This is a genomic window from Sphingomonas sp. SP5 (assembly GCF_058313455.1).
In genome coordinates this window covers 514,467-530,091 of record NZ_JBZFLF010000002.1, presented here as the reverse complement: position 1 = coordinate 530,091, position 15,625 = coordinate 514,467, and the positions used below count along the sequence as shown (strand labels likewise).

Annotated in this window: 17 protein-coding genes; 4 read left to right on the top strand and 13 right to left on the bottom strand. The window is 68.2% G+C overall.

Going from position 1 to position 15,625, the window contains the following annotated elements:
• Position 1: 1 nt before the first annotated feature.
• Complete coding sequence (locus AC4GY7_RS06405; protein ID WP_491112580.1) at positions 2-1,192, bottom strand: efflux RND transporter periplasmic adaptor subunit; 1,191 nt, start codon at positions 1,190-1,192, stop codon at positions 2-4.
• A 160-nt stretch (positions 1,193-1,352) separates the two neighbouring features.
• Between AC4GY7_RS06405 and AC4GY7_RS06400 the strand changes: the two genes are divergently transcribed.
• Positions 1,353-1,949 (top strand): TetR/AcrR family transcriptional regulator, encoded by a 597-nt coding sequence (locus AC4GY7_RS06400; protein ID WP_491112578.1) that lies wholly within the window; start codon positions 1,353-1,355, stop codon positions 1,947-1,949.
• On the opposite strand, the gene AC4GY7_RS06395 is transcribed toward AC4GY7_RS06400, so the two are convergent.
• From AC4GY7_RS06395 to AC4GY7_RS06375, 5 genes are read right to left on the bottom strand one after another with little or no spacing between them, the layout of a single operon-like run.
• A complete protein-coding gene (locus AC4GY7_RS06395) occupies positions 1,933-3,252 on the bottom strand; it encodes a sigma-54-dependent transcriptional regulator (protein ID WP_491112577.1) in 1,320 nt (439 codons plus the stop codon). The two genes, AC4GY7_RS06400 and AC4GY7_RS06395, sit on opposite strands and share 17 nt — an antisense overlap.
• The gene (locus AC4GY7_RS06390) at positions 3,249-4,949 is read right to left on the bottom strand and encodes an ATP-binding protein (RefSeq protein WP_491112575.1); all 1,701 of its coding nucleotides are present in this window, start codon (positions 4,947-4,949) and stop codon (positions 3,249-3,251) included. Before AC4GY7_RS06390 ends, AC4GY7_RS06395 begins: the two co-directional genes overlap by 4 nt.
• Positions 4,950-5,002: 53 nt before the next feature.
• Positions 5,003-5,614, bottom strand: a complete 612-nt coding sequence (locus AC4GY7_RS06385; RefSeq protein WP_491112573.1) for a TetR/AcrR family transcriptional regulator — start codon at positions 5,612-5,614, stop codon at positions 5,003-5,005.
• Between the two features lie 58 nt (positions 5,615-5,672).
• A complete protein-coding gene (locus AC4GY7_RS06380; protein WP_491112572.1) occupies positions 5,673-7,319 on the bottom strand; it encodes an NAD(P)/FAD-dependent oxidoreductase in 1,647 nt (548 codons plus the stop codon).
• Positions 7,320-7,352: 33 nt separating this feature from the next.
• A complete protein-coding gene (locus AC4GY7_RS06375; protein WP_491112570.1) occupies positions 7,353-7,814 on the bottom strand; it encodes an NUDIX domain-containing protein in 462 nt (153 codons plus the stop codon).
• A gap of 91 nt (positions 7,815-7,905) precedes the next feature.
• Here AC4GY7_RS06375 and dcd point away from each other — a divergent pair, with 91 nt between their 5' ends.
• Complete coding sequence (dcd, locus tag AC4GY7_RS06370; protein WP_491112568.1) at positions 7,906-8,460, top strand: dCTP deaminase; 555 nt, start codon at positions 7,906-7,908, stop codon at positions 8,458-8,460.
• Between the two features lie 24 nt (positions 8,461-8,484).
• Here the strand turns inward: dcd and AC4GY7_RS06365 are convergent, their stop codons facing one another.
• From AC4GY7_RS06365 to AC4GY7_RS06340, 6 genes are all read right to left on the bottom strand, one after another.
• Positions 8,485-8,829: a tetratricopeptide repeat protein gene (locus tag AC4GY7_RS06365; protein WP_491112567.1), complete on the bottom strand. Its 345-nt coding sequence runs from the start codon at positions 8,827-8,829 to the stop codon at positions 8,485-8,487.
• Between the two features lie 290 nt (positions 8,830-9,119).
• Positions 9,120-10,715, bottom strand: a complete 1,596-nt coding sequence (locus AC4GY7_RS06360; protein ID WP_491112565.1) for a GH39 family glycosyl hydrolase — start codon at positions 10,713-10,715, stop codon at positions 9,120-9,122.
• 198 nt (positions 10,716-10,913) lie between these two features.
• Positions 10,914-11,342 (bottom strand): ExbD/TolR family protein, encoded by a 429-nt coding sequence (locus AC4GY7_RS06355; RefSeq protein ID WP_443584710.1) that lies wholly within the window; start codon positions 11,340-11,342, stop codon positions 10,914-10,916.
• Between the two features lie 36 nt (positions 11,343-11,378).
• Entirely contained in the window at positions 11,379-11,855 is a 477-nt protein-coding gene (locus AC4GY7_RS06350) for an ExbD/TolR family protein (RefSeq protein WP_443584709.1), read from the bottom strand.
• A 97-nt stretch (positions 11,856-11,952) separates the two neighbouring features.
• Positions 11,953-12,747 (bottom strand): MotA/TolQ/ExbB proton channel family protein, encoded by a 795-nt coding sequence (locus AC4GY7_RS06345; RefSeq protein ID WP_443584708.1) that lies wholly within the window; start codon positions 12,745-12,747, stop codon positions 11,953-11,955.
• Positions 12,748-12,822: 75 nt separating this feature from the next.
• Positions 12,823-13,500, bottom strand: coding sequence for an energy transducer TonB (locus tag AC4GY7_RS06340; RefSeq protein WP_491112563.1), 678 nt, complete (start codon positions 13,498-13,500; stop codon positions 12,823-12,825).
• 217 nt (positions 13,501-13,717) lie between these two features.
• Here AC4GY7_RS06340 and AC4GY7_RS06335 point away from each other — a divergent pair, with 217 nt between their 5' ends.
• Positions 13,718-14,587: a hypothetical protein gene (locus AC4GY7_RS06335; RefSeq protein ID WP_491112562.1), complete on the top strand. Its 870-nt coding sequence runs from the start codon at positions 13,718-13,720 to the stop codon at positions 14,585-14,587.
• Between the two features lie 3 nt (positions 14,588-14,590).
• On the opposite strand, the gene AC4GY7_RS06330 is transcribed toward AC4GY7_RS06335, so the two are convergent.
• Positions 14,591-14,962, bottom strand: coding sequence for a dihydroneopterin aldolase (locus tag AC4GY7_RS06330; protein WP_443584705.1), 372 nt, complete (start codon positions 14,960-14,962; stop codon positions 14,591-14,593).
• Positions 14,963-15,090: 128 nt separating this feature from the next.
• Between AC4GY7_RS06330 and AC4GY7_RS06325 the strand changes: the two genes are divergently transcribed.
• Complete coding sequence (locus AC4GY7_RS06325) at positions 15,091-15,588, top strand: GNAT family N-acetyltransferase (RefSeq protein ID WP_491112560.1); 498 nt, start codon at positions 15,091-15,093, stop codon at positions 15,586-15,588.
• Positions 15,589-15,625 lie beyond the last annotated feature (37 nt).

Here is a 15,625-nt window from a genome sequence, read left to right as displayed (position 1 = left end):
ATTACTTCGCCTGCGCCTGCGCCTGGCCCTGCGGCGCTTGCGCGGCAGGCTTGGCATTGGGGTTCCAGGGCTTGCCCTGCACGGCCATGCCGGGGCGCAGCATCATGCCGCCCTCGACGATCACCTTGTCGCCGGCCTTCAGGCCGCCGGTGACCAGCCAGTTGTCGCCGATCGTGCGGCTCGTCTGCAACGTGCGCGGCTGCACCTTGCCGTCGTTGCCTATGACCATCGTGGTCGCGTTGCCGCGTTCGTCACGGCTGACCGCCCGTTGCGGTACCAGCAGCGCATTCGCCTGCGTGCCCTGCACCAGCTGCGCGCGCACGAACATGCCCGGCAGCAGCAGGCCGTTGGGATTGGGGAACAGCGCGCGGATCACCTGCGATCCCGTGGTCGGATCGACCGTCACGTCGGCGAAGCGCAGCGTGCCCTCGGGACCGTAGGCGGTGCCGTCCTCCAGCGTCAGCTTGACGCGGGCGTTGCCGTCCCGGGTCAACTGGCCGCTCATGATCTGCTGGCGCAGCTTGAGCAGGTCGGCGCTCGACTGCTGGATGTCGACATAGATGGGGTCCAACCGCTGGATCGTCGCCAGCGCGTTGGTCTGCGCGGCGGAGACGAGGGCGCCGGTGGTCACCAGCGAGCGGCCGATACGGCCCGAGATCGGCGCGCGGATGGTCGTGCGCGCAAGGTCGATCTGCGCGGTGCGCAGCGCCGCCTGCTGGGCGGCGACGTCCGCCTGCGCCTGGGCGGCGCTGGTCTGCGCATTCTCCAGTTCCTGGCGGGCGACCGCGTTGATCTTGACCAGCTCGCCATAGCGGCGGGCGAGCGCGGCGCTCGATGCGATGCTGGCCCGCGCGCGGGTCAGCGCGGCGCGGGCGCTGGCGACCTGCGCCTGGTAGGGCGCGGGATCGATGCGATAGAGCGGCTGGCCCTTGCGCACCATGTCGCCCTCGACGAACAGGCGGTCGAGCACCAGCCCGTTGACCTGCGGCCGCACCTCGGACGTCTCATAGGCGGTGGTCCGGCCGGGCAGTTCGGTGGTCAGCGTCACCGACTGGTCGCGCACGACGACATAGCCGACCTGCGGCGGGCCTTGCGGTGCACCCTGCTGCTGTTGCTGCTGGTTACCGCCCCCGCACGCCGCCAGAGCCAGTGCCAGGGCGAGCACCGCTACTCCGTGTCCCCGTTTCGTCATGCAAATTGTCCGCTGAAAAATTGTGAGTGATCGATCACTCACCGCCTGCTACAACCGCTTGGCAAGCGGCGTCAAGGCCAGCTAGGACGAGGATGGAATGATCGATTCGGACTTTTGTTGCACCGCACCAGGGAACAAGGCTGACATACGCCGTCGCCGGGTGATCGATCAGGCTCGTAAGCTCTTCATCGAAAACGGCTTTCATGCCACGGGCATCGCCCAGATCGCGCGCGAGTCCGGCGTTGCGGTCGGCCAGCTCTATCGCGATTTTTCCGCCAAGGAAGATATCGTGGCGGCCATCGTCGATACCGATTGCCGCTCGTTCATGGCCGCCGAAGCGCTGCGACTCGCCATCCAGCAGGGCGACGAAGTGGCGGTGCGCGACTGGATCCGCCAGTTCGTGCTGCCGGAAGACGATCTGGACGACAGCCGCCTGTTCGCCGAGATCATGGCGGAGGCAGGCCGCAATTCCCGCATCGCCGCGATCTTCGATGCGACGCACAATGACGTTCGCATCCTGATGCTCGATGCGCTGGCAATGCTCGCGCCCGGCGAAGCGCTGGCCGACAAGCGTGTCGCGCTCGCCGACACCATCCTCACCATGTCGCTGGGGCTGCTCCATCACCAGCTGGTGCGGCCGCAGATGGATGTCGCCTCGCTCGTCCATTCGCTGCTCCACATCATCGATCGCGATATCGATGCGCTGCGCGAGGAAGCGGGCATGGCGAGCGCGCGCGCGCCTAACGCCCCGGTCTGAACGTCTCCGGATCGATGCCGTAGCGCGTCAGCTTGTAATAGAGCGTCTTGCGCGGGATACCCAGCCGCTCCACCGCGCGGACGACATTGCCGTCGCACGCGCGCAATGCGTCGACGATCACCCCCGCCTCGAATTCGGCGACGCGGCCGGGCAAATCCTGCGCCTCCGCCGCCTCCCCCGGCACCGACGCCAGTACCCGCTCGAACGCATAGCTGCGCAGTTCGCGGACGTTGCCGGGCCAGCCATGCTCCAGCACATGCCGCCGATCGGCTTCGGTGATCGCATGGTCCGGCCGGTCGAGCTGCACCCGCGCTTCCTCGACGAAGCCGACGAACAGCAGCATCCGGTCCTGCTCGCGCAGCCGCAGCGGCGGCAGGTGCAGCCGCGTCGCCGCCAGGCGGTGGTACAGGTCTTGGCGGAACCGCCCTGCCGCCACCGCGCGTGCAAGGTCGCCCTGGCCGGTCGCGATCACCCGCACGTCGACGGGTTCCGCGCGCGCCGCGCCGATCGGCTGCACCTCGCGATCCTCGATCACCCGCAGCATCGCCGCCTGTAGCGACGCGGGCAAAGCATCGATCCCGTCGAGCAGCAGCGTTCCGCCCTGCGCGGCGGCAATCGCCCCTGCGCGCGACAGCCGGGTGTGCGCGACGCTGTCTGCGGCATGACCGACGAGGTCGATCGTCGCGCGCTCCTCGGTCAGCGTCGCGCAAGCCACCGCGACGAACGGCCGCGCCCGTCGCGGTCCCAGCCGGTGGAGCAAGGTCGCGGTCAGGTCCTTGCCCGTCCCCGCCTCACCCTCGATCAGCACGTCGACATCGGCCGACGCCAATTGCCCGATCGCACGGCGTAGATCGACCATCGCCGCGCTCTGCCCGACCAGCGGGCTGTCCGCCTCGGCGGCGGCGGTGCGCAGCCGCCGGTTCTCCATCATCAGCCCGCGGCGTTCCAGCGCGCGGCGGATCGTCGCCACCAGATGATCGACCGCGAACGGCTTGGTGAGGAAATCATAGGCGCCGTCGCGCAGCGCCGATACCGCCATCGGCACGTCGCCATGCCCGGTGACGAGGATCACCGGCAGCTCCGGATCGAGCGCCCGCACGCGGCCGAGCAATTGCAGCCCGTCCATCCGCCCCATGCGGATATCGGTGACGATCGCTCCGTCGAAGTCGGGCGGCAGCGCCGCCAGCGCCGCCTCCGCTCCCGCAAAGGCGAGCACGTCGAGCCCGGCCAGTTCCAGCGCCTGCACCGTCGCGATGCGCAAGGCGTCATCGTCCTCGATGAAGAGCACGCGCTGTCCGGTCATGCGAGTCGCAACGTCAGGACGAAGGCGGCACCCGCGCGCCCCGTATCGACAAGATCCAGCTCTCCGCCGAATTCGCGCGCGATGTCCCGCGCGATGGCGAGGCCCAGCCCCAGTCCCTCCGGCTTGGCGGAGGCGAAGGGGGTGAACAACGTATCGGCCAGGCTCGCGTCCACGCCCGTCCCGTTGTCGGCGATCCGCACCATCACCCGGCCCCCCTCCCGTTTGGCGTCGATCGTTACCCGCGGCGCATCCATGCCGGCCACCGCGTCCAGCGCATTCTGCAACAGGTTGACCAGGATCTGCTCCAGCCGGATGCGGTCCGCGTCGACAGGCAGGGTTCGCACGCCCGCGGACACGCGGTCCTCGACGACATGCCGCGCCCGCTCGCCGATCAGCAGCAACGTGCCCTCGATCGCTTCGGCCAGCGTCGGCGCGCCGCGCGACGGCGTGCGTTTGCGGGCAAAGGCGCGCAATTCGCCGGTGATCGCCCCGATCCGCTCGGTCAGCGCGACGATCCGGCCGAGGTTCTCCCGCGCCCCCTCCGGCGCGCCGCGATCGAGCAGGGTCCCGCCGTTCTCCGCAAAGGTGCGGATTGCGGCAAGCGGCTGGTTGATCTCATGCGCCACCCCCGCCGTGATCTGCCCGAGCGAGCCTAAGCGATTGGCCTGCGCCAGTTCCTCGCGCGCTGCGCGGAACCGCCGATCGGCCGCGGCGCGCTCCTCCGATTCGATCACCAGCCGGGCATTGGCATCGCGCAATTCGGCGGTGCGGCGGGATACCTCCTCCTCCAGCACCGCGTGCACCCGCCTCTGCACCCCCGCGCGCAGCAGCGCGGCAGCGCCGAGCAGCGCGAGCAGCAGCAGCCCCGCTCCCCAAAGCAGCGCCCGCGTGCGTGCCGCGGCCAGCGCCGGAGCGAGCGGCTGGAGATGGAGCAGCCGCCCTCCCTCCAGCGCCGCCGGCGTTCCTGCTACGCGATACCGGCGGCCACCGACGATCACTTCGCGACCCTGCGCGACGAAGGCGAGGTCGGTCGGCGGCGCAGCCCCGAACTGACGCGACGTGCGCAGCGCCGCGATGCGCGCGGGCGACAGATCGCGTGTCGGGTGGAAGCGCCAGCGGGCGACGCTGGTGATGAGGATCACGCCGCCCGCGTCGGTGACCACGGTCGCCCCAGGTGCGCGGGCCCATTCGCGCTCCAGCCGGGTGAAATCCACCTTGACGACGATGATCCCCAGCGCCCGCCCGCCGCGATCGATCCGCCGCGCCAGATACAGGCCCGGCCGGCCGCTGACCGATCCCAGCGCGAACAATTCGGATCGCTCCTGCGCCATCGCCTGGGTGAAATAGCGGCGGAAGGCATAATCCTGCCCAACGAAGCTGGTCGGCAGCCGCCAGTTGCTCGCCGCCACCGCCCGCCCCCGCGCATCGATGGCATAAAGCACCGCGGCATCCGTCCGCGCGGCCAGCAATTCCAGCGTCGCGTCAAGCCGCCGCGCCGCGCCGGGATGACCGCCGGCCAGTGCGGCCGGCACATCGGGATATTCCGCCAGCACCAGCGGCAGCAGGCGAAATCGCTGCAATTCGCTGTCGAGCAATTCGGCATGACTGCGGGCGAACGCCGCCGCCTCACGATCGGTGGCGACAGCGGCCGTGTCACGCGCCCAATGGCTGCCGATCGCGACCGCCGCGGCCAGCACGCCTGCCAGCAGCAGAAGCCAGGCGATCCGCCTGCCCTGCGTCGCAGCGCCGCCTAACGGCTGGGCCAGATCGCGAGACTGGTGTCGACCAGTCGTTCGAGGTCGATCCGGCTGGCGCCGGAGCCCGCCTGCACCGCCATGCCCTGCAACAGCGCATAGAGATAGCTGGTCAGCCCAAGCACATCGATATGCGCCGGCAGGTCGCCATCGCGCTTCGCCTGTTCGAATCGCTCGATCAGCGCCGCCTGCGACGAGGCGCGCCGCGCGATCACATCGGCCTTGATCGATTCCGCCTCCGGGCTGCATGCGACCGCGCTGATGACGCCCAGGCACCCCTTCGGCCCGTCATGGCTCGTCTGCATCGCCAGCGCCCCGCGCATGAAGCATTCCGCCACGCCGCGCGCGGTCGGCTGCTCCAGCGCCAGCCGGGTATATTCCAGCTTCTCCGCCTCGTAGAGGTCCAGCGCCTTGTGGAACAGCGCCTCCTTGTTGCCGAACGCGGCGTACAGGCTCGGCCGGGTGATGCCCATCGCCTCGGTCAGGTCGGCCATCGATGCGCCGTCATACCCCTTGCTCCAGAACACGCGCAGGGCGGCGGCGAGCGCGGCGTCGGTACAGAATTCCCGCGGACGGCCCTTGGGCGGGAGGATGGCCAGGGTTTCCATATCGCTCAGTATAGAATGGCGGCGCCGTGCAGACAAGTCCGCTGCGGACGCAAGCGGCTCAGGCGGCATGCGCGAGAGGCTTGCCGCTGCCCACGAGGGATTGCGCCACCGCCTCGGCGATCTTGATCCCGTCGACGGCCGCAGACAGGATGCCGCCGGCATAGCCCGCGCCCTCTCCCGCCGGGAAGAGCCCTGCGGTATTGATGCTCTGGAAGTCCGCGCCGCGCGTGATCCGCACGGGTGAGGAGGTCCGCGTCTCGACGCCGGTCAGCACCGCGTCGGGGTGATCGTAACCGGGGATTTCGCGCCCGAAGGCGACCAGCGCCTCGCGCATCGCGGTTACCACGAAATCGGGCAGGCATGCGGCGAGATCGGTGAGATGCACACCCGGCCGATAGGAGGGGATGACGCTGCCCAGCCGCGTCGAGGGACGTCCGGCCAGGAAGTCGCCGAGCCGCTGCGCAGGCGCGCGATAATCGCCACCACCCGCGGTGAAAGCCAGGCTTTCCCAGTGACGTTGCAGCGCGATGCCGGCGAGCGGGCCGCCGGGATAGTCTCGCGCCGGGTCGATGCCGACGACGATGCCGGAATTGGCGTTGCGCTCGTTGCGCGAATATTGGCTCATGCCGTTGGTCGCGACGCGGCCGGGTTCCGACGTCGCCGCCACCACCGTGCCACCGGGACACATGCAGAAGCTGTAGACGGTGCGGCCGTTGGCACAATGGTGCGACAGTGCATAGGCGGCGGCGCCCAGATCGGGATGCCCGGCGCAGGGGCCGAAGCGGGCTTCGTCGATCCAGCTTTGCGGATGCTCGATCCGCACGCCCATCGAAAACGGCTTGGCCTCCAGATGCACGCCGCGATCGTGCAGCATGTGGAAGGTGTCGCGCGCGCTGTGGCCGAGTGCCAGCACCACCGGTCCCGCTGCCAGCGTCTCGCCCGTCGACAGGTGCAGCGCGGTCAGCCGTCGGCTACCGTCCGCTGCGGTATCGATTGCGAGATCGTCGACGCGGTGGCTGAAGCAATATTCCCCGCCCAGCGCTTCCACGGTGGCCCGCATGCTCTCCACCATCGTCACCAGGCGGAAGGTGCCGATATGGGGGTGCGCCTCCGTCAGGATTTCGGGCGGCGCCCCCGCCTTGACGAATTCGGTCAGCACCTTGCGGCCGAGATGGCGGGGGTCCTTGATCTGGCTCCACAACTTGCCGTCGGAGAAGGTGCCGGCACCGCCTTCGCCGAATTGCACGTTCGATTCGGGATTGAGCTTGCTGCTCCGCCACAGGCCCCAGGTGTCCTGCGTCCGCTCGCGCACCACCTTGCCGCGATCGAGAATGATCGGGCGGAATCCCATCTGCGCCAGGATCAGACCGGCGAACAGGCCGCATGGCCCCGCCCCGACCACGATCGGCCGTGGCCCGGCATAATCCGCCGGCGCCCGGGCGACGAAGCGATAGCCGGTATCGGGCGTCGGCCCGACGTGGCGGTCGCGCTTGCAGCGGGCGAGCACCACCGCCTCGTTCTTCACGGTCACGTCGACCGAATAGACGAGCTGGATATCCATCTTGTCGCGCGCATCGTTGGCACGCCGCGCGATCGAATAGCGCACGAGATCGCGCGGCGTGATCCGCAGCCGGTTGCGGATCGCCGCGGCGAGCGCCTCCTCAGGATGGTTGATCGGCAGCTTCAGATCGGTGATGCGCAGCATGCCGCGTGCCTTAGCGCCGCACGGCTGCGCGTGCTACCAGCGTCCGTCCGGCACCCGCCCGCCTTGCCATTCCGCAATCCGCCGCAGCGTCGCAGGCGACACCGTATCCGGCAAGGCGTCCAGGGCGAAGAAGCAGGCAGCGGCAAGCTCCACGCCGTCCACGACCGGCCGGTGGCAGGTCTGCGCCTGGAACAGGTACACCGTGTCCCGCCGCCCCTCCGCCCGCGCTATGAATGTCCCGATCGGCGCGATGCCGGTCAGGCGGCAACCCGTTTCCTCGTGCACCTCGCGCGCCACGGCATCGGCCGGCGCCTCGCCGCGGGCGATGCCGCCGCCCGGCAGCATCCACAGGTCCGACCGCCCATAACGATGGCGCACCAGCAGCAATCGCCCTTGGGGATCGAACGCCATCGCCTTCACCCCGCGGGTCTGCCAGCGCAGCAGCGCCATCGCCAACCGGCGGAGACGATAGACCAGATCGATCAGCGGACGCATCGTCGGGCGCTACCCCGCGCCTCCGCCCGATGCCAGCACCTTGCCCTCGACCGCCGAACCGGCGAAGAGGCGCATCCGAAGGGGAGCCGCCATGTCCATCCTGTCCGACCGCTGGATTCGCGAGGCCGCGCTGGGCCAGCGGATGATCGAGCCGTTCGTCGAGAGCCAGCGCCGGGAAGGCTGCATCAGCTACGGCCTGTCCTCCTACGGCTATGACGCGCGGGTGGCCGACGAATTCAAGATCTTCACCAACGTCGACAATGCCCTGGTCGACCCCAAGGATTTCGCGTCGAACAGCTTCGTCGATCGCAAGACGGATGTCTGCATCATCCCGCCCAACAGCTTCGCGCTCGCCCGGACGGTGGAACATTTCCGCGTGCCGCGTGACGTGCTGGTCATCTGCCTCGGCAAATCGACCTATGCCCGCTGCGGGATCATCGTCAACGTCACCCCGCTCGAACCCGGCTGGGAGGGGCATGTGACGCTGGAATTCTCCAACACCACGCCGCTGCCGGCCAAGATCTACGCCAATGAGGGCGCGTGCCAGTTCCTGTTTCTGCAGGGCAACGAGCCGTGCGAGACGAGCTATGCCGATCGCGCCGGCAAATATATGGGGCAGCGCGGCGTCACCCTGCCCCGGCTCTGATCCCGCTTCGGCGGCCGCCGCAGGTCAGCGCGTCGCGATCGTCGTCGTCAGTCGCGACAGGCCGCGGTTTGCGACATCGTGCGAGGACACGACATTGCCATTGGGCAGGTCCATCGCCACCGCGGGCTTGTCCAGCACATCGCGATACAAGGTCCGCGCTTCGGCGCTCCGCCCAGTGCGCGCATAGGCCACCGCCAGGTTCAGCATCAATTCGGGCCGGTCGGGGAAGATCCGCCGCTCCGCCTCGATCCGCTTCGCCGCCGCCGTGAAGTCACCTGCGGCAATCGCCTGATAGCCCGTCCGATCGGCTGCCAGCGCCGGTGTCGCCACGCATGCCGCCGCCAGCATCGCACCTGCAATCACACGCATCGCATCGTCTCCTTCCCCCGCCTCTCCGGCAGGTTTCATTTTTGTGACAGGAGTGTGTCACTTCGAAGACAAACGCGCAAGCGGCATCGCGGCCGCACAGGGGGGGTGAAAAGCCTGTTCCGTCTCGCGGCGAACGTGGCCGCCCCGCCCGGCACGCCGCAGTTCGACGCACAGGGTAGGAGCGCGATGACGTGGGCCGGCCCGCTCTACGCGTGCAGGTCGAGGGAGACAGGATGCGGTCCCGTGGTCGACGCGCCCGTACTGCCAGACTTGCCGACGGCAGCAGGCGTTCAGCGGCGGTCGATCGCGATCATCACCACGTCATGGTCTCGCATCGGCAGCTGGATCGCTCCTTTGCCATCGGCGCCCACGGTCAGCGTCTGCATGACCGGAACGTCGCGCGTGAGTGCCTGCAACTCTGCCAGTTGCGCGTCGCTGAGGGTCGCGGGGCGTCCCATCTCCAGATAGGCGGTATAGGCATCATTGTGCCGAAATCCCGTCCGCCGCACGGCGACCTGGTAGGTCCCGGGCGCCAGGCCCGTCAGCGTCACGGCGAGCGGCGGCGCCTCCTTCGGCGGACGCACCTTGGTGAAGAACGGGCGGTTGCTCACCGGCTGGTCGGGCAACACGTCTCGCCAGGCGAGCAGTTGCACCGTCTTGCCCTTCAGCGCTGCGATGCTCTGCGCGTCACCGGTCGGCAGCGCGCGCGGCCCCAGTTCGTTCAGATACTTGTATGCGAACCACGCCGGTTTACGGATGCCTTGGGGGGTCATCAGGCCGAAGCCACCCTCGAACGGCCTGGCCTGCGGTCCCGGCTCCTCGAACAGGTCGCTGAAGGTCCAGTAGCTCATGCCCTGCGCAAGCCCCTCCACTCCGTGCAGCTTGGCGAGGATGTAGGCGGGCGACAGATAATCGTCGTGGATCGGATCGCGCGGATTGTAGCTGGTGCTCCACTCGGTGAAGAACAGCGGCAGCCCCGGCCGCGACGAGCGCTCGATCTGCCCACGCACCTTGCCCACGTCGGCGACGATCGCATCGGGATCGCGCGACAGCTTGTTGTCGCCCTCGCCCTTCTCGTCGAGGAAGCCGCCCTCGACGCCATAGGTGTGGGTCGTCACGAAATCGACCGGCAGGCGCCGTGCATCGGCAAAGGCGAGGAATTCCGGCACCCATGCCGCGCCCGCAGTCGACGGTCCCCCGACGCGCAACCCGCCGTCGACCCGCTTCAACACGCGGGCGGTGCGCGCGTAGAGGTCGAAATAGGCGGGCTGGTCGGCGCCCTCCCAGAAACCGGCGAGGTTGGGCTCGTTCCACACCTCGAAATACCAGCTGCGCACCTCCGCGGCGCCGTACCGCGCGATGAGGTGGCGGGCGAAGGCCTCCACCAACGCATCCCACGGCTTGGCCTGGGGATGCGACGTATTGCCCTTCCAGTAAAAGATCGTCTGATCGGACGTCTTCATCGCATCGGGGGTGAAGCCGAGCTCCACGAACGGCTTGAGCTTCAATGCGAGCAAGCGGTCGTACAGGCGATCGATGCGGGTCCAATCGTACGCCGGCTTGCCGTCCACCAAGCGATAGGTGCCGAGCTGGTCGGCGAAGACATGGTGGAAGCGGATGTAGCGAAAGCCCAATTCCTGCTGCACGATCCGCAATTGGGCGAGGCTGTCGTCGCGTTCCAGCGTGCCGGGGAAGTCCGCGCCGATCGAAAATTCAGGCATGCGGCTGGTCGGCCCGGTCGGTCCGCGAACATCGATCGTGATCGGCCGGTCCGCCGGTGCAGCCGTGGGTGCCTGCGGAGGCATCGCCGCCACCGGCACCGCACCGATCAGCATCGCACCTGCCAGCCACAACCGGCTCGCCCGCCCCATCGCCCCCATGACCATCCTCCCTGCTATCGGGTAGACGATGACGCTACCAGACCACAGTTGACCAGTCTCGATCGCCATCCTCTCGGGCTGGCCGCGATCGCGGCAGCGGTCCGTCGGTCGGGTCACGGCGGCGTCCGGAAACGCCCTGAGGTCGAACGCAAAAGGGCGGCTCCTTGCGGAACCGCCCTCTTATCTCGTCCTGACCCGATGGGATCAGAAGTCGTTGCGATACTGCTCGTTGCCGATGAAGCCGAGCTTGGTCACCGCGGACCGCTTGATGACGGCCAGCGTCTGATCGACCTTGTCGTACTTGGCTTCCGGATCGGGCTGGAAGTGCAGCTCCGGCTCCGGATTGATCGCCGCCGCCGTATCGAGATACTGGCGCAGCGTCACCTCGTCGACGGGCGTCCCGTTCCAGGTCACCAATCCTGCCTTGTCGATCACGATCTTGTTCTTCTGCGGATCGACCGGCGGTGTCCGGTTGCGCGGATCGTTGACCGGCAGGTCGACCTTCACCGCGTGCGTCGGGATGGGAAGCGTAATGATGAACATGATGAGGAGCACGAGCATGACGTCGATCAACGGCGTCGTGTTCATTTCCATCATCGGCTCGCCGTCGTCCGAGCCACCACTCATTGCCATGTCAGATACTCCTGGGTCGGCCGGTTCGTCTGGGGATCAACCACCCGCGGGGGGCGGCTGCGAGATGAAGCCGACCTTGGCGAACCCGGCCTGCTGCATCGTGAAGACCGTGCCGCCGATGCACTTGTAGGGGGTGCTGACGTCGCCGCGGATATGAACCTCCGGCAGCTCGATATTCGGGTTGCCGACGCCGCCCTGACGCTGGATTTCCAGCTTCAGCTTGTCGACGGCGCGGGTCAGCAGATCCTTGCTCGTGATCGGCGAGGTACCCCAATACACCTTGCAGGCGCCGTCCGGCCCGGCCGTGACCGAGAGCAGGACGTTTTCGGGCTTGGTCGTCGTCGGATCGAAGCGGACCTTGGGCAGAACGATGCCCTTGACCGTCTGGATCGCCACCGGAACGGCGATCAGGAAGATGATGAGGAGCACCAGCATCACGTCCACGAGGGGCGTGGTGTTGATGTCCGACATCGGTTTCTCGGAGGAACCTCCTCCGCCAGCGCTCATCGCCATGTGCGAGCTATCCTATCCATTCCATCATGCCGGCGGCTTGCCGCCACCGGCCGGTTGCGGGGCCGCCCGGATGGACGCCCCCGCAGCCTTGTCGTCTTTACGGGCGGGTCTGCACGCCGCCGGCCTGGCCGGCAGTGGTCGTCGCCGCAGCCGGCTTCACCGGTGCCTTGGTCGGAGCGGCGCCCGCCAGCGTCGGCTTCACCGCGCCGTTCGAGGCGAGGAAGCCCAGCACGTCGTTCGAGAAGGCCGACAGGTCTTCCGCGATCGACTTGTTGCGACGCTGCAGCCAGTTGTACGCGAGCACGGCCGGAACCGCGACGACCAGGCCGAGCGCGGTCATGATGAGCGCCTCACCGACCGGGCCTGCGACCTTGTCGATCGAGGGATCGCCCGACGCGCCGATCTTGATGAGCGCGCGGTAGATGCCGACCACGGTGCCGAACAGACCGATGAACGGTGCGGTCGCGCCCACGGTCGCCAGGAAGGCGAGACCGCCGCCCAGCTTCGAGTTGATCGCCGCTTCCGAGCGGGCGAGCGAACCGTGCAGCCAGTCGTGCGCCTCGACCGGATCGGTCAGCTTGGCGTGCTGGTCCTGCGCCTGCAGGCCGTCGTCGACGAGCTGCTTGTAGGCCGAGTTCTTCTCGAGCTTGGCCGCACCCTCACGCAGGTTGCTCGACTGCCAGAAACCCTGACGGACGCGCTTGGCCTGGTTGATGATCTTCTGCTGCTCGAACAGCTTCGAGAACAGGATGTAGAAGGAGACGATCGACATCAGCACGAGGATCGTGAAGACCGACTGCGAGATGAGGCCGCCTTCCTTCAGCGCTGCCTGGAGGCCGAACTGGTTTTCGGCGGCCGCGGTGCCGCCCGCCGCGAGAATGGTGGTGAGCATCTGAATTAAGTCCTTATCAAACGGGTATACGTTCGGGGGGAGATCCGCCCGTCGTCGCGACGGGCGGAGACCGCATCATTCCTTGGGGATCTTCCAGACCACACGACGCGACTGGGTCGTGGCGATCGGATTGCCCGAGGCATCCTGCGCCGGGGTATAGCGTCCCCGCCGCGTGATCGCCTGACATGCCGCCCGGTCCAGAGCGGTCGAACCGCTCGACGAGGTGGTACGGCAATTCTCGACCCGGCCCTGCGTGTTGATCGTCCACGCGATCGCGCTGGTGCCCTCTTCGTTGTTACGGAGCGAGCTTGGCGGATAGTCGTCGTTCGTGATCCAGTCCGCGGGATTGCCCCTCGCACCGGCCGCCTTGCTGACGACGGGCGGAACCGGAGGTGCCGGCGGCGCAGGCGGAGCCGGCGGCGCGGCGATCGGCGTCAGCGCGACCGCAGGCGGCGGCGTCGCGACCGTCTGGATCACCACGGGCGGCGGATTCGGATTCTGCACGATCGGCGGCGGCGACACCACCGGCGGCGGCGTCATCGGCGTGTCTGGCGGCGGCGGCGGCGGCGGCTCGTCAGGCGGCGGGGGAGGCGGCTCCTCCACGTCGAACGTGTTAAGTTTTTCTTGGGCCTTCTTCACGTATTGGTACGCGAGCCCGGTGACGAAGGCATAGCCCAGCGCAGCATGGATGAGCACGACGATGACGATCGCGACCACCCTGCCACCGGACATCTTCTGGTCAGCATAGGCCATTCAGCAACGACACTCCCTAATCTCGTGGACCTCGCAGCGCCCGGGGGAAGAACGCACGTAGGCCCCTGCCCCGGCTGACGCCGTGTGTGGCAGAGCGCAAACCCTATCCTCACGTTTCCCGGCGTGCAAACGCTTTGTCGGACGCAACAAACGTACAATCGCTTGAAGACAGAATTATTTCTGTATCGTTCAGGCGCACTGGGGTAGCGCGATGCGCATGAAACCGGGATTTCGAACCGCCCTCGCCGTCACCACGTTGCTGGCAATAGCTCCCATGGCGTCTCCGGTCGTGGCGCAAAGTGCACCGAATGTGCCACTTTCCGGCATGATCGAAGGCGGCCCGGGCTATGCGGACCTTGCCGATCTCGTGATCGCCTCGCCGATCATCGCCGATGCCGCCATCCGTTCGGCCGCGAAGCTGAAAGGTGCCGACTCGGCCGGAGTCGCGCCCGGCTTCACGCGCTTTTATGTCGAAGCGGACCTCGTCGCGCTGGTGAAAGGCGCCGGCGGCCTGCCCCCGCGAATCGGCTATCTGCTTGATGTCGCTCCCGATTCGTCAGGACGACTGCCCAAATTGAAGAAGCTGCGGGTGCTGCTGTTCGGCCGTCCCGTCGCCGGCATGCCGAATCAGATCCAGCTCGTCGCCCCCGATGCGCAGGTCGCCTGGACGCCGGCCAACGACCAGCGCATCCGCGCGATCGCGCAGGCGCTGATCGCCGCCAACGCCCCGCCGGTCATCACCGGCATCGGCAATGCCTTCCATGTTCCGGGCGCCCTGCCCGGCGAGGGCGAGACGCAGGTCTTCCTGACGACCAACACCGGGGCGCCGGTATCCTTGACCGTGCTGCGCCGCCCCGGCGAGCAGCCGCGCTGGGCGGTGGCGCTGTCGGAGATCGTCGACGAGGCGGCCGCCCCGCCGGCCCGCGACACATTGCTGTGGTACCGGCTGGCCTGCGCGCTGCCGGCGCAGCTGCCCGCACGCAGCACCGCACAACTGGCGGAGAGCGACGCCGGCATCGCGCGGGAGGATTACGGCTTCATCCTGCAGCAGCTCGGGCCGTGCGGCCGCACGCGGACGATCCGCTGACCGTCAGCGCCGGTTGCGGACCAGCGTGATGCCGATCGATTCGCCCGCCTCGGCGATGGCGAGCTTCACGATCTTGACGCGCACGCGCAGCACGCGCGGGTCGGCGAGGAACAGCGTCTCGCAGATGTGGTCCGCCACCGCCTCGATCAGCGTGAAGTGCACGCCCTCGGGCAAGGCGCCCGTCGCGGCATGTTTGAGGTCGAGGTAGTTCTTCGACGCCGACAGCGGCGTATCGGGCGCGAAATGGTCCGGGCAGCTGAGGTCGACGGTCAGGTCGATGCGCAGCGGCTGAGGCAGATGCGTCTCCTCCGAATAGATTCCGGTGAGCACCTGGACCTCGAGGTCGTGAACCTCCAGCTGAAGACTGTCTTGCATGGCGCGGCTCTCTAGCAAGCGCCGGGCGGTGCGCACAGTTGCGATTGCGCGTCGCATTCCGCTTGCCTTCGGGGACCATGCACCGCAAGGCGCGCCGCCCGCCGAGGCAAGCCTTGAGGAAGTTCGCCGTGATCGCATTCGTGCCGCTCAGCACCGTCGATGGAGCCGCCGTGGAGGCGCTGCTCGACCGCGCGTTCGGCACGGATCGCCATGCCCGCACCGCCTACAAGGTGCGGGGCGATGCCCTGCCGATCCCTGCGCTCAGCATCGCCGCGACACACGGCGACCGGCTGATCGGCACGATCCAGTGCTGGCCCGTGCGCCTGCTGGACGATGACGGCCGGTCGCATCCGCTCGTGATGATCGGCCCGGTCGCGGTCGATCCCGATCGGCAGCGCGACGGCATCGGGCGGGACCTGATGACGCGCATGCTCGCGGCGGCGCAGGCGGAGGGGCTGGACGATCGGCTGATGCTGATCGGCGATCCGGAATATTACGGTCGCTTCTTCGGCTTCGATGCGGCGCGCACCGGCGCGTGGCGGCTGCCGGGTCCGGTGGAACGCCATCGGCTGCTCGCCCGCGGCGACGCCATCCCTGCCGTTGCCGGCATGCTCGGCCCGGCCTGACCTTTACGGGAAGCCGCGCAGTCCCTACCTCGCGGCG

What these genes read in the sequence shown, in the direction of transcription:
- AC4GY7_RS06405 (WP_491112580.1), bottom strand. Translation starts at nt 1,192, where the DNA reads ATGACGAAACGGGGACACGGAGTAGCGGTGCTCGCCCTGGCACTGGCT.
- AC4GY7_RS06395 (WP_491112577.1), bottom strand. Translation starts at nt 3,252, where the DNA reads ATGACCGGACAGCGCGTGCTCTTCATCGAGGACGATGACGCCTTGCGC.
- AC4GY7_RS06385 (WP_491112573.1), bottom strand. Translation starts at nt 5,614, where the DNA reads ATGGAAACCCTGGCCATCCTCCCGCCCAAGGGCCGTCCGCGGGAATTC.
- AC4GY7_RS06380 (WP_491112572.1), bottom strand. Translation starts at nt 7,319, where the DNA reads ATGCTGCGCATCACCGATCTGAAGCTGCCGATCAACCATCCTGAGGAG.
- AC4GY7_RS06375 (WP_491112570.1), bottom strand. Translation starts at nt 7,814, where the DNA reads ATGCGTCCGCTGATCGATCTGGTCTATCGTCTCCGCCGGTTGGCGATG.
- dcd (WP_491112568.1), top strand. Translation starts at nt 7,906, where the DNA reads ATGTCCATCCTGTCCGACCGCTGGATTCGCGAGGCCGCGCTGGGCCAG.
- AC4GY7_RS06365 (WP_491112567.1), bottom strand. Translation starts at nt 8,829, where the DNA reads ATGCGTGTGATTGCAGGTGCGATGCTGGCGGCGGCATGCGTGGCGACA.
- AC4GY7_RS06360 (WP_491112565.1), bottom strand. Translation starts at nt 10,715, where the DNA reads ATGGTCATGGGGGCGATGGGGCGGGCGAGCCGGTTGTGGCTGGCAGGT.
- AC4GY7_RS06355 (WP_443584710.1), bottom strand. Translation starts at nt 11,342, where the DNA reads ATGGCAATGAGTGGTGGCTCGGACGACGGCGAGCCGATGATGGAAATG.
- AC4GY7_RS06350 (WP_443584709.1), bottom strand. Translation starts at nt 11,855, where the DNA reads ATGGCGATGAGCGCTGGCGGAGGAGGTTCCTCCGAGAAACCGATGTCG.
- AC4GY7_RS06345 (WP_443584708.1), bottom strand. Translation starts at nt 12,747, where the DNA reads ATGCTCACCACCATTCTCGCGGCGGGCGGCACCGCGGCCGCCGAAAAC.
- AC4GY7_RS06340 (WP_491112563.1), bottom strand. Translation starts at nt 13,500, where the DNA reads ATGGCCTATGCTGACCAGAAGATGTCCGGTGGCAGGGTGGTCGCGATC.
- AC4GY7_RS06335 (WP_491112562.1), top strand. Translation starts at nt 13,718, where the DNA reads ATGAAACCGGGATTTCGAACCGCCCTCGCCGTCACCACGTTGCTGGCA.
- AC4GY7_RS06330 (WP_443584705.1), bottom strand. Translation starts at nt 14,962, where the DNA reads ATGCAAGACAGTCTTCAGCTGGAGGTTCACGACCTCGAGGTCCAGGTG.